Source organism: Mesorhizobium sp. Ca11 (genome assembly GCF_020165275.1).
In the GTDB taxonomy this organism is placed as follows: Bacteria; Pseudomonadota; Alphaproteobacteria; order Rhizobiales; family Rhizobiaceae; genus Mesorhizobium.
This window is the reverse complement of record NZ_JAIUHU010000002.1, coordinates 116358-142116: the sequence shown is the minus strand read 5'-3', so window position 1 is coordinate 142116 and position 25759 is coordinate 116358. Positions and strand designations below refer to the sequence as shown.

At 63.0% G+C, this 25759-nt stretch carries 31 protein-coding genes and 1 pseudogene; 14 read left to right on the top strand and 18 right to left on the bottom strand.

Annotated elements, in window-relative coordinates; all coding sequences use genetic code 11:
- Positions 1-19: 19 nt before the first annotated feature.
- A complete protein-coding gene (locus LB538_RS04455) occupies positions 20-973 on the top strand; it encodes a LysR family transcriptional regulator (protein WP_224527796.1) in 954 nt (317 codons plus the stop codon).
- A gap of 166 nt (positions 974-1139) precedes the next feature.
- Here LB538_RS04455 and LB538_RS04445 read toward each other — a convergent pair whose 3' ends face one another.
- A complete protein-coding gene (locus tag LB538_RS04445) occupies positions 1140-1475 on the bottom strand; it encodes a hypothetical protein (protein WP_224527793.1) in 336 nt (111 codons plus the stop codon).
- A 110-nt stretch (positions 1476-1585) separates the two neighbouring features.
- A complete protein-coding gene (locus tag LB538_RS04440) occupies positions 1586-2437 on the bottom strand; it encodes a helix-turn-helix transcriptional regulator (protein ID WP_224527790.1) in 852 nt (283 codons plus the stop codon).
- 99 nt (positions 2438-2536) lie between these two features.
- On the opposite strand from LB538_RS04440, the gene LB538_RS04435 reads away from it, so the two are divergent.
- Positions 2537-3439: an SDR family oxidoreductase gene (locus LB538_RS04435; protein ID WP_224527787.1), complete on the top strand. Its 903-nt coding sequence runs from the start codon at positions 2537-2539 to the stop codon at positions 3437-3439.
- Positions 3440-3485: 46 nt separating this feature from the next.
- Here the strand turns inward: LB538_RS04435 and LB538_RS04430 are convergent, their stop codons facing one another.
- The 8 genes from LB538_RS04430 to LB538_RS04395 all read right to left on the bottom strand — a co-directional run bounded on the left by LB538_RS04430 (position 3486) and on the right by LB538_RS04395 (position 10279).
- Positions 3486-4193, bottom strand: coding sequence for a GntR family transcriptional regulator (locus tag LB538_RS04430; RefSeq protein WP_224527786.1), 708 nt, complete (start codon positions 4191-4193; stop codon positions 3486-3488).
- 136 nt (positions 4194-4329) lie between these two features.
- The gene (locus tag LB538_RS04425; RefSeq protein ID WP_224527784.1) at positions 4330-5067 is read right to left on the bottom strand and encodes an aspartate/glutamate racemase family protein; all 738 of its coding nucleotides are present in this window, start codon (positions 5065-5067) and stop codon (positions 4330-4332) included.
- A gap of 11 nt (positions 5068-5078) precedes the next feature.
- Positions 5079-5801, bottom strand: coding sequence for an ABC transporter ATP-binding protein (locus LB538_RS04420; protein WP_224527782.1), 723 nt, complete (start codon positions 5799-5801; stop codon positions 5079-5081).
- Positions 5798-6577: an ABC transporter ATP-binding protein gene (locus tag LB538_RS04415; RefSeq protein WP_224527780.1), complete on the bottom strand. Its 780-nt coding sequence runs from the start codon at positions 6575-6577 to the stop codon at positions 5798-5800. Before LB538_RS04415 ends, LB538_RS04420 begins: the two co-directional genes overlap by 4 nt.
- Positions 6578-6580: 3 nt before the next feature.
- A complete protein-coding gene (locus tag LB538_RS04410; protein WP_224527778.1) occupies positions 6581-7561 on the bottom strand; it encodes a branched-chain amino acid ABC transporter permease in 981 nt (326 codons plus the stop codon).
- A gap of 7 nt (positions 7562-7568) precedes the next feature.
- The gene (locus tag LB538_RS04405) at positions 7569-8435 is read right to left on the bottom strand and encodes a branched-chain amino acid ABC transporter permease (protein ID WP_224527776.1); all 867 of its coding nucleotides are present in this window, start codon (positions 8433-8435) and stop codon (positions 7569-7571) included.
- Positions 8436-8512: 77 nt separating this feature from the next.
- Positions 8513-9715: an ABC transporter substrate-binding protein gene (locus tag LB538_RS04400; protein ID WP_224527774.1), complete on the bottom strand. Its 1203-nt coding sequence runs from the start codon at positions 9713-9715 to the stop codon at positions 8513-8515.
- A gap of 291 nt (positions 9716-10006) precedes the next feature.
- A complete protein-coding gene (locus LB538_RS04395; protein WP_095768828.1) occupies positions 10007-10279 on the bottom strand; it encodes a hypothetical protein in 273 nt (90 codons plus the stop codon).
- 291 nt (positions 10280-10570) lie between these two features.
- On the opposite strand from LB538_RS04395, the gene LB538_RS04390 reads away from it, so the two are divergent.
- A complete protein-coding gene (locus LB538_RS04390; protein ID WP_224527771.1) occupies positions 10571-11335 on the top strand; it encodes an SDR family oxidoreductase in 765 nt (254 codons plus the stop codon).
- Positions 11336-11491: 156 nt separating this feature from the next.
- On the opposite strand, the gene LB538_RS04385 is transcribed toward LB538_RS04390, so the two are convergent.
- Together LB538_RS04385 and LB538_RS04380 are read right to left on the bottom strand one after the other, a co-directional pair.
- Positions 11492-12085 (bottom strand): DJ-1/PfpI family protein, encoded by a 594-nt coding sequence (locus LB538_RS04385; RefSeq protein WP_224527768.1) that lies wholly within the window; start codon positions 12083-12085, stop codon positions 11492-11494.
- A gap of 108 nt (positions 12086-12193) precedes the next feature.
- Positions 12194-12892, bottom strand: coding sequence for a GntR family transcriptional regulator (locus tag LB538_RS04380; protein ID WP_095768831.1), 699 nt, complete (start codon positions 12890-12892; stop codon positions 12194-12196).
- Positions 12893-13027: 135 nt separating this feature from the next.
- Between LB538_RS04380 and LB538_RS04375 the strand changes: the two genes are divergently transcribed.
- The 3 genes from LB538_RS04375 to LB538_RS04365 are packed head-to-tail and all read left to right on the top strand — an operon-like array spanning position 13028 to position 16580.
- A complete protein-coding gene (locus LB538_RS04375) occupies positions 13028-14254 on the top strand; it encodes an iron-containing alcohol dehydrogenase (RefSeq protein WP_224527764.1) in 1227 nt (408 codons plus the stop codon).
- A 15-nt stretch (positions 14255-14269) separates the two neighbouring features.
- Positions 14270-15754: an NAD-dependent succinate-semialdehyde dehydrogenase gene (locus LB538_RS04370; protein ID WP_224527761.1), complete on the top strand. Its 1485-nt coding sequence runs from the start codon at positions 14270-14272 to the stop codon at positions 15752-15754.
- Positions 15755-15764: 10 nt separating this feature from the next.
- Entirely contained in the window at positions 15765-16580 is an 816-nt protein-coding gene (locus tag LB538_RS04365; protein ID WP_224527757.1) for an alpha/beta hydrolase, read from the top strand.
- Between the two features lie 216 nt (positions 16581-16796).
- On the opposite strand, the pseudogene LB538_RS04360 reads toward LB538_RS04365, so the two are convergent.
- The 4 genes and pseudogenes from LB538_RS04360 to LB538_RS04345 all read right to left on the bottom strand — a co-directional run.
- Positions 16797-16949: pseudogene (locus tag LB538_RS04360) on the bottom strand (LysR family transcriptional regulator); the annotation flags it as partial.
- A gap of 143 nt (positions 16950-17092) precedes the next feature.
- Complete coding sequence (locus tag LB538_RS04355) at positions 17093-17839, bottom strand: metallophosphoesterase (protein ID WP_224527754.1); 747 nt, start codon at positions 17837-17839, stop codon at positions 17093-17095.
- Positions 17832-18638: a hypothetical protein gene (locus tag LB538_RS04350; protein ID WP_095768838.1), complete on the bottom strand. Its 807-nt coding sequence runs from the start codon at positions 18636-18638 to the stop codon at positions 17832-17834. The genes LB538_RS04355 and LB538_RS04350 overlap by 8 nt, the downstream gene beginning before the upstream one ends.
- A gap of 93 nt (positions 18639-18731) precedes the next feature.
- Positions 18732-18893 carry a hypothetical protein gene (locus tag LB538_RS04345; RefSeq protein ID WP_095768839.1) on the bottom strand — a complete coding sequence of 54 codons (162 nt, stop codon included), beginning with the start codon at positions 18891-18893 and terminating at the stop codon, positions 18732-18734.
- 346 nt (positions 18894-19239) lie between these two features.
- On the opposite strand from LB538_RS04345, the gene LB538_RS04340 reads away from it, so the two are divergent.
- The 3 genes from LB538_RS04340 (at position 19240) to LB538_RS04330 (ending at position 20437) form a co-directional block, all read left to right on the top strand.
- Positions 19240-19548: a DUF982 domain-containing protein gene (locus LB538_RS04340; RefSeq protein ID WP_224527751.1), complete on the top strand. Its 309-nt coding sequence runs from the start codon at positions 19240-19242 to the stop codon at positions 19546-19548.
- 255 nt (positions 19549-19803) lie between these two features.
- Positions 19804-19992 (top strand): DUF3606 domain-containing protein, encoded by a 189-nt coding sequence (locus LB538_RS04335; RefSeq protein ID WP_095768840.1) that lies wholly within the window; start codon positions 19804-19806, stop codon positions 19990-19992.
- A gap of 226 nt (positions 19993-20218) precedes the next feature.
- Positions 20219-20437 (top strand): hypothetical protein, encoded by a 219-nt coding sequence (locus LB538_RS04330; protein ID WP_140844354.1) that lies wholly within the window; start codon positions 20219-20221, stop codon positions 20435-20437.
- 184 nt (positions 20438-20621) lie between these two features.
- Here LB538_RS04330 and LB538_RS04325 read toward each other — a convergent pair whose 3' ends face one another.
- Positions 20622-20801, bottom strand: coding sequence for a hypothetical protein (locus LB538_RS04325; protein ID WP_224527748.1), 180 nt, complete (start codon positions 20799-20801; stop codon positions 20622-20624).
- 117 nt (positions 20802-20918) lie between these two features.
- Here LB538_RS04325 and LB538_RS04320 point away from each other — a divergent pair, with 117 nt between their 5' ends.
- Together LB538_RS04320 and LB538_RS04315 are read left to right on the top strand one after the other, a co-directional pair.
- Positions 20919-21662 carry a Crp/Fnr family transcriptional regulator gene (locus tag LB538_RS04320; RefSeq protein WP_224527746.1) on the top strand — a complete coding sequence of 248 codons (744 nt, stop codon included), beginning with the start codon at positions 20919-20921 and terminating at the stop codon, positions 21660-21662.
- Entirely contained in the window at positions 21662-22732 is a 1071-nt protein-coding gene (locus tag LB538_RS04315; protein WP_224527743.1) for a sensor histidine kinase, read from the top strand. Before LB538_RS04320 ends, LB538_RS04315 begins: the two co-directional genes overlap by 1 nt.
- 61 nt (positions 22733-22793) lie before the next feature.
- Here the strand turns inward: LB538_RS04315 and LB538_RS04310 are convergent, their stop codons facing one another.
- Entirely contained in the window at positions 22794-23708 is a 915-nt protein-coding gene (locus tag LB538_RS04310; RefSeq protein WP_224527741.1) for a hypothetical protein, read from the bottom strand.
- Positions 23709-24143: 435 nt separating this feature from the next.
- Here LB538_RS04310 and LB538_RS04305 point away from each other — a divergent pair, with 435 nt between their 5' ends.
- From LB538_RS04305 to LB538_RS04295, 3 genes are read left to right on the top strand one after another with little or no spacing between them, the layout of a single operon-like run.
- Positions 24144-24872, top strand: a complete 729-nt coding sequence (locus LB538_RS04305) for a DUF4142 domain-containing protein (protein ID WP_224527739.1) — start codon at positions 24144-24146, stop codon at positions 24870-24872.
- 14 nt (positions 24873-24886) lie between these two features.
- Positions 24887-25486 carry a hypothetical protein gene (locus tag LB538_RS04300; protein WP_224527737.1) on the top strand — a complete coding sequence of 200 codons (600 nt, stop codon included), beginning with the start codon at positions 24887-24889 and terminating at the stop codon, positions 25484-25486.
- 49 nt (positions 25487-25535) lie between these two features.
- Complete coding sequence (locus LB538_RS04295; RefSeq protein WP_095768904.1) at positions 25536-25748, top strand: hypothetical protein; 213 nt, start codon at positions 25536-25538, stop codon at positions 25746-25748.
- Positions 25749-25759 lie beyond the last annotated feature (11 nt).

Sequence of the window (25759 nt, the reverse complement as noted above, 5' to 3'; positions counted from 1 at the left end):
ACGATAATGTCGATGGGTCATGAAGCAGAACTTCACAGTCAGGCACGGCGCGCTCGACGGCGTCGAAGCATTCCTGAGCGTCGCAAGGCACCGCAATTTCCGCAAGGCGGCGGCCGAGCTCGCCGTCACGCCGTCAGCGATCAGCCAGGCGATACGAACGCTCGAGGCGCGCATCGGCACCGCGCTGTTCATCCGCACGACTCGCAGCGTCGGCCTTACCGAAGCCGGCGAGCGCTTCTTCGCCCGCGCACGGCCCGCCTTCGAGGAACTGATCGCGGCGAGCGAGATCGCGCGCGGGATGGGCCAGCGGCCGGCGGGGCTCTTGCGCCTCTCGGTACCGCCGGCCGTGGTGCCGATGCTGCTGGAGCCGATGGTCGCCTCCTTCTGCCAGACCTATCCCGAGATCGAGCTGGAGATCGTCGCCAGCGGCGAGCTGGCCGATCTCGCCGCCGAGGGATTCGACGCCGGCATCCGGATGGGCGACTTGATCGCGCCCGACATGGTCGCGGTCCGCCTGACGCCCTCCTTTCCGATGGCGGTCGTCGGCAGCCCGGATTACTTGCGCCAGCGCGCGGCGCCCGAGCGCATCGAGGACCTGCGCGACCATGCCTGCCTGCGCCTGCGCCGCTCGAATGGTTCGGTCGCGCCCTGGTCTTTTGTCGACGGCAACAAGGCCGTCGAGGCAATCGTGTCGGGACCGCTCATCGCGCACGACTATCCGTCGCTGCTCGGCGCGGCGATCCAGGGTGTCGGGCTGGCGCAGGTACCGGGCCCGATCGCCGAAGCGCCGATCGCCGACGGGCGACTGCAGGCGCTGCTCGGCCGCTTCGCGGTAACCACGCCGGGCGTTTTCCTGTATTATCCGGAAAGGCACCAGGTGTTGCCCAAGCTGCGCGCTTTCATCGACCACATCAGGCAGCCGGGCGGCGCTGACGCCGCCCCGAAGCGATCAGGCAGGCGGCGGCAAAGCTGACGCTTCGAAGGCCCGTGAAGGCGGTTAAGTCAGGCAATAATCCGCTCGTCCGAACAGAGCGGCTTCGGCGATGCCGGCCGCATGCGCCGCGCTTTCATGAGGAGCTTCGGCCAACCGCCGCAAGCGATCCGGCGTGCGGGGGCGCGAAGGTAACGCTTCTAAACCCTTATCCCTTGTGCCACGCAAGCATTCTGCGGATCTCCTCGCGTTTTTCTTCCGACAGACCCGAGAGTAAGTCCTCGTCCAGATATCCTTGCCGGATGAGAGTTGCGAAAACGACGGTCAGTTGCGAATAGCGATAGTCGAACGTCCGATCCAAATCGCGACGTTGCTCCTTCAGATATTCCTCGACCTCCCACATCTCGGAGGGTGTGGTCGCGGCGTTCGCCCGTCTTTTGAATTCGGCCATGATGCTGGCCAGTGCCCTCTCAAGAGCCTTGTCATATGCGGCGCGGGCAACTTTCTTTTCGGAGGGCGACCAACTAAGCTCATTCAAGGTCATAGACATCTTCCACGAAGGAGTCGGGCGGTGGATATTATCCTAACCGGGTCGACTTTGTGACCTGTTTTCCGCTTCGCCGCACCTTGGCGGAACACCGCGCATGGCGGCCATCATTCTGCGGCGCGAGATGCGATCAGTGATCGAATACGTTCCGCATCCGACTGCGTGACGGGATTGTAGACGATCATGCCGAGTTCCGGGCGGCCGTCGACCGCGAAGACCGAGAACTCCAGCTCGATCAGTCCGATCTCGGGATGCCGCAGACGCTTCACGCCCTCGCCATGCGCCGCAACGACGTCATTGTCGCGCCACAGTGCCGCGAACTCGGGGCTGATCCTGGAAAGCTCCTCGACCAGTTCCGTGACCTCCGCGCCGGCGCCGGCCCGAACGGCGTCGGCTCTGAAGGATCCGACCACGAAACGCGCGACGCTCTGCCAGTCGTCCTGCGCGTCACGCACGCGCGAATTGCCGAACATCAGGCGCAGGATGTTGCGCTGCTCGCGCGGCAGCTTGGAATAGTCCGTCAGCATCGCCGCCGCCGCACGGTTCCAGGCCACCACATCCCATGTCGCGGTCTTGATGATCGCCGGGCTGGGGTCCAAAGCGTCGAGGACACGCTGGAGTCGCGGCGTCACGCTGTCCACGCTTTTGTAGCGAACTTCCGGAGGCCGCCCGAGACCCAGCATGAACAAATGCTCGCGTTCGGGCTCGGTCAGCATCAGCCCGGTCGCGATGCGGTTCAGCACGTCGGCAGACGGCGCGCCGCCCCGCCCCTGCTCCAGCCAGGTGTACCAAGTCGGGCTGATATTGGCGCGCTGCGCCACCTCTTCGCGGCGCAGCCCTTGCGTGCGCCGCCGCCCCGTGGCGAAACCGAAGGCGGCGGGATCGAGCCGCATGCGGCGATCGCGAAGAAAGGTGCCAAGCCTGTTGGTCGTCTCTTTGCTGGCGGTCCCTTGGGGCATTGCCATCCTATTGACCATTATACCATGATAAAGTCACTACTTTAACAGAATGATTTATAGCGCAAATAAGGCCTCCGAACAACCACAGGAGACCCTCCCATGCGTGTATTCCTTACCGGCGCGACCGGCTTCATCGGTTCCAGGATCGTGCCCGAACTTCTTGCCGCCGGCCATAAGGTGCTTGGCCTGACCCGCTCCGATGCCGGCGCGCGGTCGCTTGTCGCCGCAGGCGCCGAGCCGCATCGCGGCGACCTCGAAGACCTCGACAGCCTGCGCGATGGCGCGGCGAAATCGGATGCGGTGATCCACACCGCCTTCGACCACAATTTCTCGAATTTCGCGGCGAATTGCGAAAAGGACAAACGCGTCATCGAAGCGCTGGGCGGCGCGCTCGCCGGCTCGGACCGGCTGCTCATCATCACGTCGGGTGTGGGCATGGGATCCGCCGAGCACGGACAGCCGGCGAGAGAAGACGTGTTCAACACCGACCATCCCAATCCGCGTATCCTGTCGGAGCTCACCGGCGCGACGATGGCCGAGAAGGGCGTCAAGGTGTCGGTGGTGCGGTTGCCGCAGGTGCATGACACGGTGAAGCAGGGCCTGATTACACCGCTGATCGCGCAGACGCGCGCCAAGGGCGTGTCGGCCTATCTTGGCGAAGGCCGCAACCGGTGGTCGGCGGCGCATGTGCTGGATGTCGCGAAGCTCTACCGTCTGGCGCTGGACAAGCAGGAAGCCGGCGTGCGCTACAACGCCGTCGCGGAGGAAGGCATTCCGGTGCGCGAGATCGCGGAAGTGATCGGCGCCGGTCTCAACGTGCCGGTGGTCTCGCTGTCGCAGGAAGAGGCAGCCGACCATTTCGGATGGCTAGCCATGTTCGCCAGCCTCGACATGCAAGCGTCGAGCGAATGGACGCGCGCGCATCTCGGCTGGCAGCCGACCGGACCCGGCCTCATCGCCGATCTCGAGCGAATGGATTACACGCAGGCGGCCGCAGCCTAGACTGGTCCTCCGGCGGGTCAGCGACCCGGCTGAACCGCCGTTCGCTCTAAGCTCGAAGCAGATCCGCCAGGCTGTCGGACTTCTCCACCTTGTCGGTAAGGTCGAGTCCGGACAGCAGGTCGACCAGATGGCTGTTCATCAAGGCCGCGGCGTCGGCACTGTCGCCGACCTCGATCGCGTCGACCAGCGCGTGATGGGCGTGCTTCTCGCAGGTGGCGTCGCGGCGCTTCCAGTAGAGCGCGATGATCAGCGAGGAGTGCGAGACGAGGTCGCGCACGAAATTGGTGAATACCGAATGCGCGGCGATCTCGGCGATGCCGACGTGGAAGCGCGCCGACAGCATGATGGCGTCGCTGTCGCGGCCGGCATGCAGCGCGTCGTGCTCCTTCTCCAGGTGTGACCGCAATTGCGCGATATCGGACGGCACCGCCGTCCTGGCGGCGAGCGCGGCCACCTTGGGTTCGATCAGCGCCCTCGCCTCGAACACTTCGCGCGCCTCGATCTTCGAGGGCTGCGCGACAAAGGCGCCGCGATTGGGCTCCAGCCGTGCCAGCCGGTCATGGGCAAGGGCCTGCAGCGCGGACCGGACCACCGTGCGGCTCACCGAATAGATCGAGGCCAGCTCGTCCTCCGGCAATTTGGTGCCCGGCGCGAGACGATGGCTGACGATGGCGTCCCTCAGCCCATAATAGATCGGCGACCAGCGCGCCGCCGGCCTGTCGGCTCGATCTTCTTCCTTGAGTACCGTCAACATACTTTCAATGCGCGGGCCCGAACCGGCCCGATCTGCCCCCAAATCGCCGGCAGCCCGTCCAATCTAGTATCGCTCGCGCGGCGGTCAATCCCACCTGCCCGGGGCGCCGGCGGGTCGTCCGGCAGCATGAAGCCGCCTAGACAACCTCCGTGGGCGACAGCGGTGCGAACATGCCGGCGAACCGCTTGCCGCGCGGCGCGGCATAGCCGCCGATCTTCGATGTCCTCAATCCCACCTTGCACAGGCTCTCGGCTAGCGTGACGGCGCAGACGACACCATCGAGCACGGGGACCCCATGTTCCTCCGACAGGCTGTTGGCAAGGTCGGCCATGCCGGCGCAGCCAAGCACGATGGCTTCGGCGCGATCCTCGCCTATAGCGCGGGCGATCTCCTGCGATATCTTGTGCCTTGCATTCGAGCCCGGACGCTCGAGCTCGAGCACGGCGACTTCCGACGAGCGCACCTTGGCGCAGCGCGAGGCGAGACCGTATTTCGCCAGATTGTGCTCGATCGCCGGCACCGAGCGGGCAAGTGTGGTGACGACGCTGAACTTGCCGGCGATCAGGCTCGCCATATGGAACGCCGCCTCGCCGATGCCGATAACGGGGGCTCCGCTGGCACAGCGCGCTGCGTCGAGCCCGGTGTCGTCGAAACAGGCAATCACATAGGCATCGGCCGCCGGCGCCTTGCTCATCTCGGCAATGATGCCCGGCACGGCGAAGACCTCGTCGAAGTAGCCCTCGATGCTTGGCGGACCGTCGGCCGGATTGACCGCCAGGACTTCGGTTCCCGCGGAGGCGACGCTTTGCGCCGCCTCGCCGATCTTGACGGTCATCGAGGCGGTCGTGTTGGGGTTGATGACGAGTATGCGCATTGAAATCAGCCTCAGATCTCACCACCGAGATAAAGACGCTTGACCCGGTCGTCGGTCAGCAATTCGGCGGAGTTGCCACTCAGCGCGACGCTGCCGGTGGTGAGCGCATAAGCGCGCTGCGAGATACGCAGCGCCATGCGCGAATTCTGCTCAACCAGCAGCACGCTGACCTTCTCATCGCGGTTGATGGCGACGATCGAGCGGGCGATGTCCTGGACGAGTTTTGGCGCGACGCCGAGCGACGGCTCGTCAAGCAGCAGGAGCTTCGGCTTCGCCATCAGCGCGCGGCCGATGACCAGCATCTGCTGTTCGCCGCCGCTCATCGTGCCGGCGGCCTGCGAGAAGCGCTCCTTCAGCCGCGGAAAGCGCCCCAACACCATCTCCATCGACGCGGCGATCTCGGATTTTCTGGTGCGGGTGAAGGCGCCCATCAGGAGGTTGTCCCTGACCGACATGAAGGGGAAGACGCGGCGCCCTTCCGGCACCATGGCAATGCCCATCTTGACGATCTCGTCGGGGGCGGCGCCGTCGATGCGCTTGCCGCCGTAATGGATCTCGCCGGACCTGATCTTGCGCAAGCCGGTGATGGCGCGAAGGATCGACGACTTGCCGGCGCCGTTGGCGCCGATCAGCGCGACGGTCTCGCCCTCGTTGACCTCGAGCGAGACGCCTTTCAGCGCATACACGTGATCGTAATAAAGCTCGACATTGGCGAAGTTCAGGATCTGGTTCATAGGCCGATCGCCTCGTCTTCGCTGCCCAGATAGGCTTCGATCACCTTCTCGTTGGCCTGGATTTCCGACGGCGTTCCTTCGGCGATCTTCTGCCCGAAATTGAGGACCACGATGCGGTCCGAGATTTTCATCACGGCCGGCATATCGTGCTCGACGAGCAGGATGGTGAGGCCGAGATCGCGCAGGCGCCTCACCATCGCCACCATGCGCATCGTTTCGTCGTGGTTCATGCCGGCGAAGGGCTCGTCGAGCAGCAGGATCGAAGGATCGGTGGCAAGGCCGATGGCGATGCCCAGCGCCCGTAAATGGCCGTGCGGCAGGTTGCGGGCGGTCTCATTGGCAAGCGAGGAGAGGCCGAGCAGCGCCAGGATTTCGTCGGCGGAGGCGCCGAAGGCCGCTTCGTCCGCCTTCGCCGCACCGGAGCCGAGGAAGAAGCCGAAGAGGCTCGCCTTGGAGCGCAAATGATGGGCGATGATGACGTTGTCGCGCACGCTCATGTTCTTGAAGATCGTCGTCTCCTGGAAGGTGCGCACCACGCCCCTGCGCGCGGCGATATGCGGAGCGAGACCGGAGATGCGTTCGCCCTTCAGGCGCACCTCGCCCGTCGTGGGCCTGAGGAATGACGAGATCAGCTTGAACAAAGTCGACTTGCCGGCGCCGTTCGGACCAATGACGGACAGGATCTCCTTCTCGCGCACCGAGAAGGAGACGTTGTTGACCGCGACGAGACCGCCGAAGCGCTTGGTGATGCCTGAGACTTCGAGCATTTCGGCCATGGCTCAACCCTTCTTCCGGGTCGTTTCGGCGAGGCTGAGCAGGCCGTTGGGCAGCACCAGCATCAGGACGATCATCAGGCCGGAATAGATGAGCAGTTGGAATTGGCCCGTCTGGAACAAGAGGTCCCAGCCGAAATAGAGCACGAGCGTGCCGAGCATCGGACCGAACACATAGCCGAGGCCGCCGAGGAAACAGTTCAGCATGAAGTTGACGGAATCGGTGACGGTGAAGCTCGAGGGATAGATCGATTGCGAGATGGCGGCAAAGATGGCGCCGGAAACGCCCCCGAAGAAGGACGAGACGGCATAGGCAATGACGCGCAGATAGGCGATATTGACGCCGATCGAGGACGCAAGCTCCTCATTCTGCTGCAGCGACTGGCACAGCTTGCCGATGCGCGAATTGACCAGCCGGTACATGACCCCGAAGCAGACCACCATCAGCGTGACCGCCAGCAGATAGAAGGCGAGCCGCGAATTCTGCAGCGTGGCGAAATCAGGGATCAGCGTGATGCCGAAGACCGACAGTGCGCCGGGCAGCGGGATGCTGACGATGCCCTTGGCGCCGTTGGTGATCGGCAGCGCCAAAGCGAGCAACCGCGCCACCTCGGTCAGCACCAGCGTGACCATGGCGAAGTAGACGCCGCGCAGGCGCAGAATCGGCAGGCCGATCAGCACGCTGGCGGCGGCGCAGAACAGGCCTGCGACAGGAAGCGTCAGCCAGAACGACCAGCCATGGTTCATCACCAGTATGGCCGAGACGTAGCCGCCCATCAGCGCATAGGCACCCTGGCCGATGTTGATGCGGCCGATATAGAAGGTGAGCCAGACACCTGCGCTGGCGATGCTGAGCAGCGCCACCGAGGTCAGCGTGTAGTAGAGATCAAAACGGCCGCTTGCCGAGATCGCGGCCGGCACGGCGATGAAGACGATCGCCAGGAAGGCCGCAACCGATGCGATTTTGATGTTGCGGTTGCGGGTCATGGCGCCATCAACCCCACGGTTTGCCCATCAGCCCGTTGGGACGGATCGACAGAAACACCATCAGGGCAGCGAATATGACGAGGTAGGTCACGTCGCCATATTCGCGCAGCACGGTGAGCCCGACCGACTCCATCATGCCCAGGATGAAGCCGCCGGCGATCGCGCCGCCGACGACGCCGGCGCCGCCGATCATCACCATCAGGAAGGCCTTGATCGAGATCGGCCCGCCAATGCCCGAATTGACGCCGGTGATGGTGACCAGCAGCCCGCCGACGACGCCCGCGAGCATGGCGCCCATGGCAAAGCCGATCATCGAATAGCGATCGACGCGGACGCCCATCAGCTGGGCCGCGACGCGATCCTGGGCAAGCGCGCGCATGGCCCGCCCAACCCGGCTGTACTGCATATAGAGCACGAAGGCGGCGATGAAGACGATCGCCAGCACGCCGACGACCATGCGATCGTAAGGCATGATGATGCCGGCATCGTTGAAGACGCCCTTGACTATCTTGGGAACGCCGCGCTGCTTTTCGCCGAACAGAAGCAGGATGACGGCGTCGAAGAAGAAGGCCGTCGCGGCGGCGAGCAGCATGGTGCTCTCCTCGCGATGGCTGCGCCTGATGACAGTGCGGAAGAGGAATTTCTCCATCAGCGCGCCGATGATGGCGAGCGTGACGCCGGAGGCGAGCAGCGCGACCACGAAAGGCAGGCCGAGCTGGCCGTAGACAGTGTAGGTGATGAACCCGCCCAGCACATACATCTGCCCGTGAGCAAAATTGAGCACGTTCATCAGGGCGAAGATCAGGGTCAAGCCCAGCGCGATCAGCGCGTATTGGGCACCGAGATACAATCCGTTGGCGATGACCTGTTCCATGGATACCTTCGATCTTCCGCGGGGTCCGGCCTATCGGACCCCGCGGCAAGCTGGAGGAATGACGCTCGAAGGTGGCGCTAGTCGACGGAACCGACAAACAAGGTCTGGAAAGCGCCGTCCTTATATTCGTTGACCACCATCGGCACCGAAAGCTGGCGCTTCTGGCCGAAGGAGGTCATGCCGACATAGCTGAGCTTCGCGTCGCCCTTCAGGAAGGGATTGGGCGCCGAGAAAGTGTCCATGGTCTTCTTGAATTCCTCGACGTTGTTGATGGCCGCCGGATTGGCCTTCAAGGTCTCGATGATGTATTCGAGCGCATAGACCTTGGTGTTTGACTCGTCGTTGTATTCGCCGAACATCTTGGTGTAGCGGGTGACGAATTCCTTCATCGCGTCCGATGCGATCTCCGGCGTGGAGGCGCCGCCGACGGAGATGAAGCCGTTGGCGTATTCGCCGGCGCCCTCTTCCAGGACCTTGGCGTCCTGCGCGGTTTCCGTCGAGATCAGGCCTTCATAGCCGAGCTCGCGGGCGGCGCGGATGAGCAGCGGCGCGTTGGCCGGGGCCACGCCGGACAGGACGAGCAGGTCGGGCTTCAAGGCGACGATCGGCGTCAGCACTGGCGTGAAGTCGCGGGTGTCATTCTGGTAGGTGTCGTTCTGGGCGACGACTTCCAGTCCAAGTGCCTTCGCCGCCTCGACGCCGCTGTCGCGCTGGCTGAGCGGGTCGGATTCATTGGCCGCGACAAAGGCGATCTTCTTCACGCCTTTGTTTTCCTTGAGATATTTGTAGATCGCAGGGCCTGACTGATAGTTGGCGATCATCCCGAGCACCGCATTGGAGGCCGGCTTCTGGTAGAGCGCCTTGGGGAAAGCGTAGGGAAAATAAATGATGCCGTTGGCCTCGGCGACGGGGCGCACCGCGGCGGCGCCGTCATCGACATTCGGCCCGACGACATAGTGGATGCCTTCCTGCGCCATCTTCTCCATGCCGGCGATGGCGCGCTTGGGATCCTTCTGGTCGTCGAAGGTCACGATATTGATCTTGTAGGTGTCGTTGCCGATCTTGACGCCACCTGTCTCGTTGATCCAGGCGGCGCGGGTCTGCATCGAGCGCACGTTCGACGTGCCCCAGGCGGCAGCGGGGCCGCTGGTAACGCCGACGAAGCCGATCTTCAGTTCCTTGTTTTCAGCCTGCGCGGACGAAATGCCGAGAGCGGCAAGCGCCAGGGTCGAGACGGCGCCGAGCGCCATTGATTTCAGAGTCGAGCGACGGTTGATCATAGTTTCAGTTCCCCTTGGTTATCGCGCTTTGTGTTTTGCTCGTAGGCTGCGCGTATAGCGTAAGGGAAACCGGCCGAGATCGATTGTCAACATCTTTCTTCATTATTGTATACAATGTTTGGATCGACTGTGTGCGATGACCCGCAGACCCGCGAGAGGATCGGTTCAAAAGAGGGCACGTCCGGCCAACCACAGCCACCCCGGCGAACTCCAATAGTTCGCAGAGACCATAACGCAAAGAGGGTCGAGGCTTGTCGAAAACGCTCCGAGGAACGCCGCCCCCAGGGAATCCTACTTCCCGCAATAGTTATCGTTGATGTAGTTCACCGCATTCGCGTCCGGTCCGACGCGGTGATACGCGCAGGCGCCCGCCGCCGTGGTGGTCATCTGCTGATCGTAATAGCGCGGACCGCCGAACAGCGTCTCGATGATGTCGTCGCTGGCTGGAACATAACGCTCCTGTTTGACGACGCGGTAGCGATGCTGTTCGCCAGCGGCGGCCGGGCCCGCCATCATGGCTGCTGCGGCAAGCACGAGCGCGGCGATTGCAAAATATTTCGTCATGGCAGCGACCTTCTGGCAATTCGGATCTGCAGCATAGCCAAAATCGCCAGTGGAACAAAAGTTCCCGTTTCGCACTCGCGGCCGGTGAGTTCCTCGACACAGAAATTTGTGCGATGCGCATCATGGATAGGGGAGCAGTTCGCGCTCGAGGTGTCGATCGATCGCCGCCACGTTCAGCAGCAGCATTTGAGCGACCAGCAAGGATGGGGTGCGACAAAAACCGCAGCCGAGACCAAGACTCCTGTATGTTCGCCCGATTGCGCGATCACGAATTAGGAAGGAATTACCCCAATGGACTTGTTCAAACTGGATGGCGACGTCGCGCTGGTCACCGGCGCCGGTAGTGGCATCGGTCAGGCCATAGCGGTCGGTCTTGCTGAGGCCGGTGCCGACGTCGCGTGCTTCGGTCACGCCTCGAAGGGAGGGCTCGAGGCGACGGCCCAAAGGATCACCGCGCTGGGCCGCAAGGCGCTTGCGATAACCGGCTCGGTGACGTCGGAAACCGATCTCGCCACCGCCGTCGAGCGTATCGAAAGGGAGCTCGGCGCGCTTACGGTTGCCGTCAACAATGCAGGTATAGGCGGCGCACACGCGGCCGAGACCTTGCCGCTGGCCACATGGGAAGAACTTTACGGCATCAATGTCGGCGGTGTGTTCTTGTCCTGCCAGGCCGAGGCTCGCGTGATGCTGCCGCGCCGCAAGGGATCGATCATCAACGTGGCCTCCATATCCGGCTCGATCGTCAACCGTGGTCTCCTCCAGACGCACTACAACTCGTCCAAGGCAGCGGTCATTCACATGACCAAGAGCCTGGCGATGGAGTGGTCGGACCGCGGACTGCGGCTGAACGTGCTCAGCCCCGGATATACGCTGACCCCGATGAACCGCAGGCCGGAAGTGGCCGAGCAAGTGAAGAACTTCGAGCGCGATACGCCCATGGGTCGCCTCGCGGCACCCGAGGAGATGATAGGCCCGGCGGTGTTTCTGGCCAGTCGAGCCGCGTCTTTCGTCACCGGCATCGATCTTATCGTGGATGGCGGCTTCGTGTGCTGGTAGCAAAGCGAAGCACGGCGTGCTTCGTACTTAAATCGAAGGACGTCGCGGCCTTGGCAAAGGCCGCGGGAAACGCGTCGCGATCCGACCCGAAACCGGGATCCGCCGTTGCATTTGTGCCAGGTCGCCCGCCTTCTCAAGCGCAGCGGCCGGCAGTGGCTAGTTATGGTGGATTTCCGTGCCGAGCACCTTCAGACACTCACGAATGAAGGCGGCAAGTGCGGTCCACCCTTTGGCCGAAACCATCGTGCCGTCTACATAGGCGTCGGTGGGCGAGAGGTCGATATAGGTGCCGCCCGCAAGGGTGACCTCCGGCTCGCAGGCCGCCAGCGCACCGACCTTCTTGCCGCGCACGACACCATCCACCGCTATCAGAATCTGCACGCCGTGGCAGATCGTGAAGATCGGCTTCCTGGTCTCGTGGAAGTGGCGGACCATGGCCTGGACGCGCTTGTCGGTGCGGATGTATTCCGGTCCGCGGCCGCCGGCGCAGTAGACCGCATCATACTGGTCGATCTGCCTTTCCGCCTCCGAAAACGTCTTGTTGATCAGCGCGTAGTGTCCGGGCTTCTCGGTATAGGTCTGGTCGCCCTCAAAGTCGTGCAGCGAGGTCTTGATCCGGTCTCCGGCGTTCTTGTCGGGGCACACGACATGGATGGTGTGGCCTACGGCTTCCATGGCCTGCTGATAGACGAAGATTTCGTATTCCTCGGTGAACTCTCCGGTCAGCATCAGTATCTTTTTGGCTGGCATGGTCTTCCTCTCGGTTGCGTGGCAGTGCAAGGCGCGCCTTGGGTTTTGGGCATCGGATTGTGGATGTCAGCAAAGGGCATGTTTCACCCGCTTGGAACGTCCGGCCGCCTATTCGAACGCAGGCAGGAGCCTGTCGCGCGAGTTCTCGATGTGCACCCGCATGGCCCTTCGCGCCGCGTTCGCATCGCCGGCTGCGAAAGCCGAGAGAATGGCTTCGTGCTCGTCGAGAGCCTCCTCGGTTACGCGCGAGTGGTACATCAGCCGGAAAATGTGAAAATGCGTGTGCTGGTGGTTCAGCGTCTCGCGGATGATCTCGTTCTGCGCGAACTCCATGATCTTGTCATGGAAGATCGCATCCTGGCGGGCGAAGTTGGAATAGCGAAGGCGCTCGTCCCTGCCCTCGCGGCGGGTCATGACGCCCGCCGCCTCTTGCAGGGCCGCCAGCCGGGCAGCGTCCAGGCCGGCCGCTGCCTTGGCCGCGGCGGCAGGCTCAAGCAAAAGGCGCAATTCGTAAAGCTCGTCAAAACGCCGGCGTGTGATCTGCGGTGCGGCGCGATAGCCGATCAGATGGGTCTTGATCACCAGGCCTTCGCCTTCCAGACGCCCGAGAGCCTCGCGGATCGGCGTATGCGAGACATCCAGTTCCCGGACGAGATTGTCCACCGTAATCCGGGACCCCGGCGCGATCTTGAGCGACATGAGTTGCTGGAAGATCGCCTCGTAGACGTCTCCCGCGAGGCTGTTTGCACGCTGAATTCTGCCTGTCGGCCGCGCGTCGTCATCAAGCTTCACATCGGGATTCTGCATCTTTTTGCCTCTTGACAGGAAGGACCACTAACACGATGCTCCGGCCAATTCAATCCTATATCCTATACGATTTTATAGCGGATACGCCTAAATGGAAGCGATGGATCGTCGATCCACATTGGAAGGGTTCACTCGATGACCTTGTTCGCCGCAGCGCGATTGCCGCGTGAGATCTTGTTCGGCAAAGGCCAGCGCCAGGTGCTGCCGCAGGTCGCGTCCAGGCATGGCAAGCGCGCGCTCGTCTGCACGGACGAGCGCTTCGCGGCAACGGCCATATTCGGCGAGATGATGGCCGCGCTGAGCAATACCTCGGTTGAAATCCTCGTCCATGACCGCACTCTGCCGGACGTGCCTCGGGACAGCGTCGCGGTCTGTGTTGCCGAGGCGAAGGATTTCAAACCCGACATGGTCGTTGGGATCGGTGGCGGAAGCTGCCTCGACATGGCCAAATGCGCGGCGCTGCTGATCAGTCATGGCGGCAGGCTTCAGGACTACTATGGCGAGTTCAAGGTCCCGGGCCCAACGCTGCCGCTGATTGCCGTGCCGACCACCGCCGGCACTGGCTCGGAGGTGACGCCCGTAGCCGTCATTTCCGATCCGGAGCGCCTGCTGAAGGTCGGCATTTCAAGTCCTCACCTCATCGCCGCCGTCGCGCTATGCGACCCGGAGCTGACCGCGACTTGCCCGCCCGCGCTCACGGCAATTGCAGGCGCCGATGCCCTGACGCACGCCATCGAAGCCTTTACGGCGGCGAGACGCGGAACCGATCCGACACTGCCGCAGCAGCATGTCTTTGTGGGCAAGAGCGCTCTCACCGACCATTTCGCGCTATTGGCCGTCAAGCTTCTTGGCCGCAGCCTGGAAAGGGCCTACCGGGACGGTGCGGACGAGGATGCGCGCGCCGACGTGATGATGGGCGCCTTGGCGGCCGGCTGCGCCTTCGGCACGGCCGGGACGGCCGCCGCCCATGCCGTGCAGTATCCGGTTGGCGCGCTCACCCACACGCCGCATGGGTTGGGGGTGGCGACCATGCTTCCCTATGTGATGAACTACAACTTGCCCGCCGCCGCCGGTGAGTTTGCAGAGGTCGGCGCCGCGCTCGGTTTGCCCCAGGCGGACATTGAACTCAAGGACAGGGCTTCCGCGACCATCGCAGAGGTCTCACGGCTTTTCGGCGCGATCGGCATCACACGGACGCTGGCCGAGCTGGGCTTGCCTGCCGGCAAGATCGAGTGGACCGCCGAGCAGGCGCTCGGCATCGACCGCCTGATCAAGAACAACCCCCGCCCTTTCGACGCCGCCGCGATGCGACGGCTGGTGCGAGCGGCCTATGACGGCGATATGCCGGCCAGTCTGATGTGAAACAGGAGACACCTGATGAACGCTTCTCCAGGGCTTTTGGATCAGGAGGACGTGTCCGAATATGCCACGTTCTCACACGGGCTCTATATTGGCGGGCAATGGCGGCCCTCGTCGGACCGGCGCGTTATCGAGGTGGTCGATCCATCGACGGAATCCGTCATCGCAGCCGTTCCCGATGCTACGCTGGCTGACGCCGCGGCCGCCGTCGACGCCGCGGCCAAGGCGGCGGCTGCCTGGCGCGAAACTGCCCCACGCAAACGGTCGGAGATCCTGAGACGTTGCTTCGAACTGATGACCGAGCGGGCGGAAACGTTGGCCGTGCTGATTTCGTTGGAGAACGGCAAGGCGCTGCGCGATGCACGCGGCGAAGTCGCTTATGCGGCCGAGTTCTTTCGGTGGAACGCCGAGGAAGCGGTTCGCATCAGCGGCGAGTTCGGCCTTGCGCCTTCCGGCGCAAACCGCATCGTCATCGACTACCAGCCGATAGGCATATGTGTGCTCATCACGCCATGGAATTTTCCAGCTGCCATGGCCACACGCAAGATCGCGCCGGCGCTCGCAGCCGGCTGTACCGTGATCCTGAAGCCCGCCAGCGAAACGCCGCTGACTGCCTATGCGCTTGCCGCGCTGTATGAGGACGCCGGCGTCCCGCCCGGTGTCGTAAACGTTCTCACCACGTCCAATCCGGGACCGCTGACCGCTGCCATGCTCGCCGACCCGCGAGTGCGCAAACTCTCGTTCACCGGCTCCACCGGCGTTGGGCGCGTTCTTCTGGCCGAAGCAGCCAGGCACGTCATCTCCTGTTCGATGGAGCTTGGCGGCAACGCTCCCTTTGTCGTGTTCGACGACGCCGACCTGGAGGCAGCGCTCGACGGAGCGATGATTGCCAAGATGCGCAACGCCGGCGAAGCATGCACTGCCGCCAACCGGCTTTATGTCCAGGCGGGTATCCATGATGCGTTCGCGGAGGGACTGCGCAAGCGCATGGCCGCCCTCAAGGTAGGCCCCGGCACGGACGTCGAGACCGAATGCGGCCCGATGATCACTCGCAAAGCCATCGAGAAAATCGACCGGCTCGTCAAAGACGCGGTCCGTCGCGGTGCAAAGGTGCTGTGCGGAGGCGCAGCCTCGGATGACAAGGGCTTTTTCTACCCGCCGACGGTTCTTTGCGACGTTGCCCCGGATGCGGAGATGGCGCACGAGGAAATATTCGGTCCCGTCGCTCCAATCATGCGCTTCGACGATGAGGCCGAAGTCATCGCGCGCGCCAACGACACCGAATACGGGTTGGCGGCCTATATCTATACGCGCGATCTGGCCAAGGGCATGCGCGTGGCATCAAGGATCGAGTCGGGTATGATAGCGCTGAATCGGGGCCTGATGTCCGACCCTGCGGCTCCCTTCGGCGGCGTCAAGCAGAGCGGCCTGGGACGCGAAGGCGGGCAAAAGCACGGCATCAGCGAGTTCCTGGAAGCCAAATATATCGCCGTGACGATGTGAGGGCGCAGGCGTGACCAGGGATCCGTTTCGCATCCGCGACCACGTTACGGAGTTCGACGATATCGTCGCAGAGATCGTTCGCCGCAGCGCGGAGACCCGGGCGAAAATCCCGAGCGTCGCCGATATCGCCTACGGACCGGACGCCGCCGAAACCGTCGATCTGTTCTTTCCCCTGGGAAAACGCGATCGCCTGCCGGTGCACATGTTCATCCACGGCGGCTACTGGCGCATGTTCTCCAAGCGCGATTATTCCTATGTCGCGGACACGGTGACGCGGGCGGGCGCGATCGCGATCATCGTCGACTATTCACTGATGCCCTCGGTGAGGATGGCCGCCATCGTCGAGCAGGTGCGCCGAGCCAAGCGTTGGGTGCTCGAGCACATCGCCGAGCATGGCGGCGATTGCGGGCGCCTGACGGTCAGCGGGCACTCCGCCGGCGCCCATCTGGCGACGATGCTGTTCAACGATGACGGCCGATCATCAAGCGTCAAAGGCGCGCTGCTGCTTGGCGGCTTGTACGAGCTGAAGCCTCTGCAGACCTCCTTCCTTGCCGCCGAGATCGCCATAACGGACGAGGAGGCCGCCAGCCTGTCGCCGCTGACACATCGCTTCGATCCCGCCGTAGAGGTCGAGATTGCTGTTGGAGCCGAGGAAACGCCGCCGTTCCACAGCCAGGCCGAGGCATTTGCGAAGCATCTGCGAAAACAAGGGCTGGCAGTCTCTCAAACCGCCCTCTCCGGTGCCAATCACATGAGCAGCGTTCGCGACCTTGGAGTGAGTGGAACCGAGGCATCGGATCGTCTGGCCAAGCTCATCGCCACATAGAGCCCTATCCAGATACCGCTGGCCTGCGAAGTGGAATGCTGCGCTCAATCCCGCTCAAGCGGCGCAGGCCGCAAGCGCGCCGGCTGCATGGGGCGGCTATGGCGACAAAAGCGTCAAACCGTAAGAGACCGTGGCCGCTCAAAAAGTTTCCCGCGTTGAAGGCTGCCGTCGCCCGAACCATCAGATGCGCAAGCGTCTCCGGCGACCTGCCGCGCGTCAGTCGCGCGATATGGACAGCCCGGCGAGAAGCGGCGCGTGCGCGGCAAGCCTGCGGGACATGAAGTCGGTGAAGAGCCGCACGCGCTTCGTCTTGCGGGACTCCCCCTGCGTGAGAAGCCAGAGCGTTCCGTACATGTGCAGGTCGGTTCCCGCACGCGCTTGGCGCGACAGAGAAACATTGTGCGCCTTCGAGCGCTTCATCCGCTCCTTGGGGACTGTCCACACCGCGGGCCCTTCCAAGGAAGGCAGCCAGTTCGACGAGGTCTAGCCCGGTCACCAAGTCGCTGGCCGGCTCAGATCTCGAGCAGCGCATAGGGCCGGCCCGTCGGCTTCGCGACGTGCATGGCGACGTTGTAGACTTTCGCGCCGCCGGGAGTTTGACCTTCGAAGGTGCCTCGATGCGCGTGACCATGCACGACGGCGCTCACCTTGAACCGGTCGATCGTTTCGGCCAGCCGGGAAGAGCCGAGGAACGGGAAGATTTCAGGCGGCTCGCCAGCGACCGTTTCCACGATCGGGGCGTAGTGAAGCACAACAAGCGTCCGCTTGGCGCGGACTTGCCGCATGGCGTTTTCCAGCCGCATCGCCTCGCTGACGCTCTCGGCCACCATGGCCTTGATTGCCGGCTCACCGAAGGACCCGAGCATCCTCGAGCCGAACCCGCCAACAAAACCTTTGACGCCGACAAAGCCGACTTCCATCAGTTCCGTCGCCTGTCCGTCGAGGAGGTAAACGCCGGCCTGGCGAAGTGTCGCCGCTATCTGCTCGGCGCAACCGGATTCGTAGTCGTGGTTGCCGAGCACCGCGACCACGGGAATCGAGCAGGCCCGGAGATCCTCCGCCAAAAGCTCGGCCTCCTTCGGCTTGCCGAGATTGGTGAGGTCGCCGGTAAGCACCAGGATGTCGGCTTCGCGCGAAACCTCGCCGAACAGGTCGCGATGGGAGGTCTGGGCATCTTCCTGAACATGCAGATCGCCTACCGCGGCGACTTTGATTTTGCCGTTTCCGCTCGTTTTGCTTGCCCTGCTTTGTTCAGCCATCGTGAAATTCTCCAACGCCGCCGACACCGGCAAAACCCCATTCCTTGACATCGATCTCGTAGTCGACCTGCGACAGCAGTCGACCGCGGCAGATCTTCATCCTCGGTGAAGGCAATTGCCGCTGCCTGGCGAGCCGGTCGAGCAGATCGTCAAGCAACCAGTCGGGAATGCGGTCGCGTTCGCTGGGATAGATCCAGCGGAAATTCAGCAACTGCATCAGCAGCACCTCCCAGTGAATGTCGAGATAAGACAGCAGCCTTTGCCAGTCGATCTGCTCATGTGCCTTGAGGATAGTATGGGCGATATCGGCGCCGTCGTGCCGTCCCCTGTCCTGGATGAAGCATTTCGACCAGATAAGTTCCGTAGGTCCGATGATCCTGACCCGGCTGCCCAGTAGCTCGACCTGCCGGGCATGCTCCAGCCACTGGTCCTCGACCTGCATGGTGCCGTTGGCGGAAGCAAAGATCACGTCGAAGAAATGCGGACCTTCGAAGACCTTCCCCAGCCAGCGATCGTCCTCGATCACGACGGCGTAGCCGATATCCTTGAAATGGGCGAGGATGCGCGGACAATCGCCTGCCTTGCAGAAGATATCGAGGTCCTTGGTCTGGCGCACGACGCCGGTATAGGCGCTCACCGCATATGTCCCGGCAACCAGAAAAGGAATGTCGGTGGCGGCGAGCTCGCGGATCGCGTGCGTATAGAAAGCTTCCGCCTCCGCGCTCTTCAGCGTCGGCTCCGCCTTGGCGTCGATCACAGGCAGCGTCGCCAGCACGCCCGGCAACTCGTCATCGGCCATCGACCGTTGCTCCGAGCTCAAATCTTCATCCGGGATGTAAACAGCAACCTGACCGGCTGGTTCCGTCGCCGGCGACTGTGGGTGAGCCTCACCTCAGTCCCCTTGCTTGCGGTATAGGCGCTCGGTTGCACGATCGCTCTCGCGGCGTTCGGCCGGTCCTCGGTGCCGGCGAGTCAAAAGAGCATAAACGAGCACGAGCAGGAGAATAATCGGCCCACCGATCACGACGAAGGCCCACAGATCGATGCCGAACATGGCTTTTCCTTCCCGGTTGGAGGCGGTCGGTCGTCCGGCTAACCGAGTTGGCGGCCAAATGTTCCGCCCACCGTCCGTGCGAGGCGACAGTCAAGCCGATCTCCACTCACGGCCGTGCCCATGCTCGCGTCCATGTTTACTGAAGAAGCGCGCTTTCCATGGAGAATGGGATCGCTGAAGGCCTTCCGCAGGCATTGCGGAGCCAATTGAAAGCCCGGTCTGCTTATCCTCGTTGGTGACACAGGAGCGCAGACCGGGCCTGCCTCGGTGAGGGAACTAAGGCCGCCGCACTCTGCGCCACGATCGATCGCGCCGCCTTAACATAGGTTGTTGTCGCAAACGCCGATTGAAGGATGATGCCGTGTCCGATCACCGTTTCAGCGGCAAAGCGGCCATGCGCTATCGCAGCAAACGTTTTCGCAAACCGGTCGTGGTGCAGCCAGGTCGCATCGACCGTGACCGCGTCGTCGTGTCGGTGCTGGATGCGGCTGACGTGCTTTTGCACGATTGGCCCAAGCCTCATTTGAGGACACGGCGCCGCGCGATCCAGGCCTGCCTTGCGGTGTTGCGCAATCAGGAGCCGCCAAGGGTCGCACGCCAGGCTTTCATCGCTGCTGCCGAGGACGCCAGAATATTGCTTCGCGACCAGAGCTGAGATCAGACGCATCCCGGCGGGTCCGCCATGGGCGAGCCGAGATTTTGCCCGCCCCGATTTGAGCCAGCAGCCCAGCGGGATCGTTCCAGCAAAAAGGCGGCTCCCCACGATGGCCATGCCGTTTCTCCGATCAGGCGCTCGGTACGCCGGCGGGTGCGAGGGGGGACTCCCGAACCGCACCGAGCCGCATGTTCCGTGCAGCGGCCGACGGAACGTTTACCGGCGGACGTTGTTCTTCAACCAGGAGGAACGGTGATGGCCGACGACAAGAACAAGCGCGATTTCCGCGACCGCGACCGCGTATCGGGCGATGAAGAATATGAGGTCGCGTATTTCGCACGGAAATTCCAGCTGACGATGCCCGAAGCCCGGGAGCTTATTCGCAAACACGGCAATGACCGCGCGACGCTGGAGCGCGAAGCCAAGGCGCTCGGTTCCCGTTAGCCCGGAATGACCTGGCGCGGATGCGTCTGGCTGAAGCCGCAGGCGAAGGGAATGCGCGCGCAAAGCCAGTGTGATTGATCGAAGCGCCAACGTCTCCAGACGTGTCGTTGCACCGTCGAAGCTTCAAAGAATTTTCCCGACTCCCTCTCATGGGTTAATGCGCGACCGCGAGACCGGGAGCATTCGTTGGCTGCAAGAGAATAAGCGCGGCTTAGGGAGGTGCGGCGTGATCAAATATCATCCTGTCCGGCTGAACGAACTCATCGAGCACTATATGGAAACGCGTTCCTCGCACCGCTCGCCGGTGTCGGTGGCCGCGGCCACGCGGGCCATCCTGACTGTCATGCCGGATTGCTCGATAGAGTCTCCTCAATTGAGCAACATGATCGCGCGGTCGGCCGTCAAGCATGGACACGCCGTCAGCTTCGACTTGATGTCGGTCTAATCCGGCGAGGATCTCTCAAGGGGCCGCAAGGCCGGCGCGCCATGTCCAGCGGGTGACGCTCCGGATTGGTCGGCAGTGGGCTTGTCCAGCTGCGATTGGCAACACGAGAGGGGCGCGGCCGCGTCGTAGCCGGTGGCGCACACCCGCGGCAGCCGCTTCTCAGCGCTTGGCTCACGACGCATGATCAATCGGCGGTCCGGCCGTCGAGATCGGTCATGCCCATTTCGACGCGATCTTGACCAGGCGCTTCCAAGGCCTCGTGGCTGGCCGCGACGGGATCAATAGCCGTGAAACCGAGCGCGAAAATCGCGGCTGTGGTATCCTGCTCAGGAAAATACGCGTCTCCAGGACGGTGCGCGAGCATCGGCGACTTTCTCGTCCATATGCGCTTCCTGCGCGCAGTCGTCCGCGGCAAAGGGACGTTAACATAGGTAAGGTCGTTGCCCGATCGTTCTGTGTATCACGGACAAGAAGGATAAGGATGAGGCGGCCTCTGATCCGGAAGCTCGAGAAGTTCACGCGGCTTTCGCAGGCCGACAAGGACATGCTGCTCAGAATAGCGGCGCAACGGGTTCGACGTTTCGCCGCGCGCGAGGATATCATCCACGAGGGCGAGAAGCCCGAATTCATCAATCTGATCAGCGAGGGCTGGGCCTGCCGCTACAAGACCCTCGAAGACGGCCGGAGGCAGATCATCGCATTTTTCCTGCCTGGGGACCTGTGCGATCTGAATGTCTTCGTCCTGAAGGAAATGGACCACTCTATCGGCGCCATCACGCCGGTCGTGGTGTCGGAAATCTCGCGCACGGCCTTCGACGAAATGATGATCGGGCATCCGCGCATCACCCAGGCACTGTGGTGGGAATCGCTCGTCGCAGCAGCGATACAGCGCGAGTGGACGGTCAACCTCGGTCAGCGCGATGCACTGGAGCGCATGGCGCATTTATTATGCGAGCTGTTCATCCGGCTGGAGGCCGCCGGCTGCACGAGCAACAGCAGTTGCGAGTTCCCGCTGACGCAGACGGAACTGGGCGAGACGCTGGGCATGTCGACGGTTCATGTGAATCGCACCCTGCAGGAGCTGCGCGCCTCGAACCTCATCGTGCTGAAGGACAGGACGCTGACCATTCCCAACCTTCAAGCATTGCAGGACGTCGCCCTGTTCAATCCCAATTATCTGCATCTCGATCGCGAAGGCAGGCATCTCGATGCCAATGAAGAGTGATGTCAAAGGGTCCGCCCAAAGAGCCGCTTGAACGCAGCCTGGCCGAGGTCCAGGCGGCCCTGCACGAGCATGCGAGTGCCGAAGCCGGGCTGCGCGCAAGCGAGGAGAACCTGCAGGATTTCGGAGAGGCCGCCTCGGACGTGCTTTGGATTCGCAACGCCGAGACGCTGCAGTGGGAATATCTGAGCCCGGCTTTCGACGCCATTTACGGCATGAGCCGTGAAAAGGCCCTAGCCGGCGACAACTTCGCCAGCTGGATCGACGTTGTCCTGCCTGAAGACCGCGAGCATGTGCTGGCCCAGATCGAGCGCATTCGCGACGGCGAAAGCGTCACCTTCGAATACCGTATATGCCGGCCGGCCGACAATGAGACACGCTGGCTGCGCAACGCCGATTTTCCGATGCGCGATGAAGCGGGAAAGGTCGCCCGGATCGGGGGCATCGGTCACGACATCACGCGTCAGAAGGAATGCGAGGAACAACACCGGGCCCGCTTCGCCGAATTGCAGCATCACGTGCGCAACACGCTGGCCATCATCCGCTCGATCGTGCGGCGCACGATGGAGAAGAGCGAATCCCTGGACGAAGCCGCGGCCCATCTGGAAGGCCGCATCAACGCCTTCGCCCGGGTCCAGGCGGCCATCACACGCCGCCCGTCGATCGGTATCAGTCTGGCATTGATCGTGGCGGAAGAATTGCGTGCTGCGGGCGGCCGGGAAGGCGAGAACCTGACGATCGACGGTCCGCCCGTGACGCTTGCGCCCAAGGCCGCCGAGACAATGGGACTGGCCATCCACGAGTTAGCGACCAACGCCCTGAAATACGGAGCACTGTCTAGCCGCGCGGGCCGCATCGACATCCAATGGCAGCTCGAAGAGGACCTGCTCCATTTCAAATGGATAGAGAGCGGATCCCACGATTTCAAACCCGTCGAGCGGCGCGGCTTCGGCTTGGAGGTTCTGGAGGGCACCTTGCCGTACGAGCTCGGAGCGACAGTGGACTTGCGGCTCGCGCCGAGCGGGCTCAATTTCACGGCTGCCATTCCGCTCGAGGCCATAGGCGGCCAGTAGCACGACCACGGCTGTCGGAGACATGGTTGCCGCCCTCTTCCAGACTAGGCGCGATGACCCGTCAGCTGCTTCTCAAAAAGCGAGCCTCGTCCTCGTCCCTTTGCCGGCCGCCAAGCACTCCCGCAACGGCCGCGATGAAGGCGCCGATCACCAGCGACAATGCGCCAACCAGAGCAGTGGTGGCGCTTGCCTTGCGGGCCTTGTCGGCGGCCGCCTTGGCTTTGTTCTTGGCTTCCTCGACGCTGGCGAGGACGTCGTCCACCCGCTTCTGCGCATCGGCCTGTGGCAGGCCCGTCCGCGATGCCACCAGGCGGGCAAGATATGCCTTGTCATTCGCGCTCATTTCGCCGTTCGCAGCGCTGATTGCCAGTATGCGTGTTGCCTGCCCAGCGGCATCGGCATTGTTCTGAGGCGTGCCGGCCGGTGGTGTTGCAGCGGCTGCGTTATCGGCCGGCCGGAACAACGCGTCGACGAAATATCCAGCCAAATCATTGGCGGATGGCGACTGCGCCGACGAGGCCTGCGAAGCTGCACCGGCTGCGGCGCCGCTCAACAAGCCGGTCGTCGCCTGGGCGCCAGTGCCGACAATTCCCGAGATCGCCGAACCAAGGACGGTGGCCACCAGCAAGGTGGCAAGCGCCCAGGCCAGGAATCCGTGCGCGGTATCGCGGAAATACACCTCATCGGTATGAACGTTGACCCACTTGGTGCGAAGCCGTCCGGCAATATAGCCGCCAAGCGCGGATGACAGCCATTGCACTATGACCAGCCAGACCGCGGTCGACACGGCGAATGTCGTCAGCGAAGCGCTGCCCCAGGGCGACATCATCGTCAGACCAAGCCCGGAACCGACGAGCATGAGGACGAGCGTCAGAGTGGCCGCGGCGAAAGCGCCCGCCACGATAGGTCCCCAATTGACGGCAGACGAAGATGTTTCGACCGCGGCTTCGTCGACCGCGGAAAAGGCATTGGTCATTGTCCGCTCCTACCGCGCGAAAAGCATCAAAAGGATAATGATCGGAATCGGAACGCCGAGCAGCCAGAGTAGAATACCTCGTCCCATTTGTTCCTCCTGCAAGTAATCTTCAGTGCTTGTAGGTAATTCCCGGATTCGGCTTTCGTTCCACCCGCGAGCAGAGCTCTGAGACAAAGGCCGGTTTCGCCTCGACTCCGAGCGCTTGATTGAAGCAAAGGCCCGTCTCCGTTGAAAAAAGGGCCGATCCTCATCGACGAATTCACCGGCTCCTCTCTTGCCCGCTGACCGGGCTTCGCCATGGTCGATCGATCAGAAACCCGGCCGGCCAGAGCTGGCGGATTCCATTTTGGCCTTTTGAAACGCCACAAGTCTGTCGCGGAACAAAGGCCGGGAATAGCGGTTCGGGCCCCATCAAACAGCAGGGAGCCTTCAGCCATGAGCATGCGTATGTTGCTCGTTCCATCGACGGCCGTCGCGTTGATGCTTGCCCTTCCGGCCTTCGCGGCCGACGACGCGCAGACCTTCGTCGACAAGGCTGCCATCGGCGGGATGTTCGAAGTGGATTCCAGCAAGATCGCGCAAGACAATGCGAAGGATCAGCAGATCAAGGATTTCGCCAAGCGGATGATCACCGACCACGGCGCAGCGAACGCCAAACTGCAGAAGATCGCCGCCGAGCAGAAATTGCAGCTACCGACGCGATCCGATGCGGAGCATAAGAGCGATCTGGAACGGTTGCAGAGCACGACGGCCTCGCTGGATCAGCCTTACGTGGAGATGCAGCGCAAGGCACATGCGGACGCGGTCGGCCTGTTCGAGGCCTACGCCAAGGACGGAGACAATCCCGCGCTCAAATCTTTCGCGACGGAAACCCTGCCGACACTGAAAATGCATCAGGACATGATCGAGAAGATCGCCCGCGCCAGCGCGAGCATGCCGGCGGTCAAATCGGCATCGACACCCAAACCACCCGCTCCGGTTCCCGGCGCAAACAGCTTCACCGAGGCGCAGGCGAAGAAGCGCATCCAGGATGCCGGCTATGCGGACGTGTCAGCGCTCGCCAAGGACGAGCAGGGCATCTGGCGTGGCCAGGCGACGAAGGACGGCAAGGGCACCTCCGTTGCACTCGACTATCAGGGCAACGTCTTCGCCGGCCAACAATAGACAGGAGAACCGACATGCAAACGATCACCGCGCTGTTCGACGACTATGATGACGCCGCTGACGCGGTAGGCGAATTGGAATCCATTGGCGTCCCGTCATCCGACATCAGCATCATGGCCAACAATGCCCGCGGCTGGTATCGAAACACGCAATCGTCGGCCGCCGAGGATGCCGCCAGCGGCGCCGGTATCGGTGCGGTCGTGGGCGGCGCCGGAGGTCTGGCAACAGGCCTGGGCGCCATGGCGATACCGGGCGTCGGGCCGGTCGTCGCGGCCGGCTGGCTGGCGTCGACAGCCGCGGGCGCCGTCGCCGGAGCGATTGTGGGCGGCGCGGCCGGCGGCATTATCGGCAGCCTGACCGATGCCGGCGTGCCGGAGGAAGACGCGCATGTCTATGCCGAAGGCGTCCGCCGCGGCGGCACGCTGGTGACGGCTCGCGTCGAGGACGACCTCGCTTCGGAAGCCCGGGAAGTCCTTCACAGCTCCGCGTCAGTCAACATCGCCGACCGCCGCAGCGAATATGAAGCGGACGGGTGGGCAGCCTTCGATCCGGCTGCCGGCAGTTATTCGGCTGAGGATGTCGAACGGGAAGCGGCGCGCCGAAGGACGACCTAACCTCGCCGTCGGCGGCCACAACAGACGCAAAGCCAGCCAGGAGTTCGACATGAGACGGGTGCTTCTGCCACTGATATTGGCTGCGGTGGTCCTGGTGCTCTGTTATTGGGCCTTCGTCTATGTCGGCACAGGCTGGCAAACAGCGCCCGTCAAACGGGCACCCGAGCAAAACCAGGGCGGGAACGCGCCGCAGGATACCTCGCCGGCCGCCGGCATCACGAAGAATCCGCAGGATGCCAGCAAGATGCCGGGGGCTCAGTGACAGTTCGAGCG

What these genes read in the sequence shown, in the direction of transcription:
- LB538_RS04455 (WP_224527796.1), top strand. Translation starts at nt 20, where the DNA reads ATGAAGCAGAACTTCACAGTCAGGCACGGCGCGCTCGACGGCGTCGAA.
- LB538_RS04445 (WP_224527793.1), bottom strand. Translation starts at nt 1,475, where the DNA reads ATGACCTTGAATGAGCTTAGTTGGTCGCCCTCCGAAAAGAAAGTTGCC.
- LB538_RS04440 (WP_224527790.1), bottom strand. Translation starts at nt 2,437, where the DNA reads ATGCCCCAAGGGACCGCCAGCAAAGAGACGACCAACAGGCTTGGCACC.
- LB538_RS04435 (WP_224527787.1), top strand. Translation starts at nt 2,537, where the DNA reads ATGCGTGTATTCCTTACCGGCGCGACCGGCTTCATCGGTTCCAGGATC.
- LB538_RS04430 (WP_224527786.1), bottom strand. Translation starts at nt 4,193, where the DNA reads ATGTTGACGGTACTCAAGGAAGAAGATCGAGCCGACAGGCCGGCGGCG.
- LB538_RS04425 (WP_224527784.1), bottom strand. Translation starts at nt 5,067, where the DNA reads ATGCGCATACTCGTCATCAACCCCAACACGACCGCCTCGATGACCGTC.
- LB538_RS04420 (WP_224527782.1), bottom strand. Translation starts at nt 5,801, where the DNA reads ATGAACCAGATCCTGAACTTCGCCAATGTCGAGCTTTATTACGATCAC.
- LB538_RS04415 (WP_224527780.1), bottom strand. Translation starts at nt 6,577, where the DNA reads ATGGCCGAAATGCTCGAAGTCTCAGGCATCACCAAGCGCTTCGGCGGT.
- LB538_RS04410 (WP_224527778.1), bottom strand. Translation starts at nt 7,561, where the DNA reads ATGACCCGCAACCGCAACATCAAAATCGCATCGGTTGCGGCCTTCCTG.
- LB538_RS04405 (WP_224527776.1), bottom strand. Translation starts at nt 8,435, where the DNA reads ATGGAACAGGTCATCGCCAACGGATTGTATCTCGGTGCCCAATACGCG.
- LB538_RS04400 (WP_224527774.1), bottom strand. Translation starts at nt 9,715, where the DNA reads ATGATCAACCGTCGCTCGACTCTGAAATCAATGGCGCTCGGCGCCGTC.
- LB538_RS04395 (WP_095768828.1), bottom strand. Translation starts at nt 10,279, where the DNA reads ATGACGAAATATTTTGCAATCGCCGCGCTCGTGCTTGCCGCAGCAGCC.
- LB538_RS04390 (WP_224527771.1), top strand. Translation starts at nt 10,571, where the DNA reads ATGGACTTGTTCAAACTGGATGGCGACGTCGCGCTGGTCACCGGCGCC.
- LB538_RS04385 (WP_224527768.1), bottom strand. Translation starts at nt 12,085, where the DNA reads ATGCCAGCCAAAAAGATACTGATGCTGACCGGAGAGTTCACCGAGGAA.
- LB538_RS04380 (WP_095768831.1), bottom strand. Translation starts at nt 12,892, where the DNA reads ATGCAGAATCCCGATGTGAAGCTTGATGACGACGCGCGGCCGACAGGC.
- LB538_RS04375 (WP_224527764.1), top strand. Translation starts at nt 13,028, where the DNA reads ATGACCTTGTTCGCCGCAGCGCGATTGCCGCGTGAGATCTTGTTCGGC.
- LB538_RS04370 (WP_224527761.1), top strand. Translation starts at nt 14,270, where the DNA reads ATGAACGCTTCTCCAGGGCTTTTGGATCAGGAGGACGTGTCCGAATAT.
- LB538_RS04355 (WP_224527754.1), bottom strand. Translation starts at nt 17,839, where the DNA reads ATGGCTGAACAAAGCAGGGCAAGCAAAACGAGCGGAAACGGCAAAATC.
- LB538_RS04350 (WP_095768838.1), bottom strand. Translation starts at nt 18,638, where the DNA reads ATGGCCGATGACGAGTTGCCGGGCGTGCTGGCGACGCTGCCTGTGATC.
- LB538_RS04345 (WP_095768839.1), bottom strand. Translation starts at nt 18,893, where the DNA reads ATGTTCGGCATCGATCTGTGGGCCTTCGTCGTGATCGGTGGGCCGATT.
- LB538_RS04335 (WP_095768840.1), top strand. Translation starts at nt 19,804, where the DNA reads ATGGCCGACGACAAGAACAAGCGCGATTTCCGCGACCGCGACCGCGTA.
- LB538_RS04325 (WP_224527748.1), bottom strand. Translation starts at nt 20,801, where the DNA reads ATGCTCGCGCACCGTCCTGGAGACGCGTATTTTCCTGAGCAGGATACC.
- LB538_RS04320 (WP_224527746.1), top strand. Translation starts at nt 20,919, where the DNA reads ATGAGGCGGCCTCTGATCCGGAAGCTCGAGAAGTTCACGCGGCTTTCG.
- LB538_RS04315 (WP_224527743.1), top strand. Translation starts at nt 21,662, where the DNA reads ATGTCAAAGGGTCCGCCCAAAGAGCCGCTTGAACGCAGCCTGGCCGAG.
- LB538_RS04310 (WP_224527741.1), bottom strand. Translation starts at nt 23,708, where the DNA reads ATGACCAATGCCTTTTCCGCGGTCGACGAAGCCGCGGTCGAAACATCT.
- LB538_RS04305 (WP_224527739.1), top strand. Translation starts at nt 24,144, where the DNA reads ATGAGCATGCGTATGTTGCTCGTTCCATCGACGGCCGTCGCGTTGATG.
- LB538_RS04300 (WP_224527737.1), top strand. Translation starts at nt 24,887, where the DNA reads ATGCAAACGATCACCGCGCTGTTCGACGACTATGATGACGCCGCTGAC.
- LB538_RS04295 (WP_095768904.1), top strand. Translation starts at nt 25,536, where the DNA reads ATGAGACGGGTGCTTCTGCCACTGATATTGGCTGCGGTGGTCCTGGTG.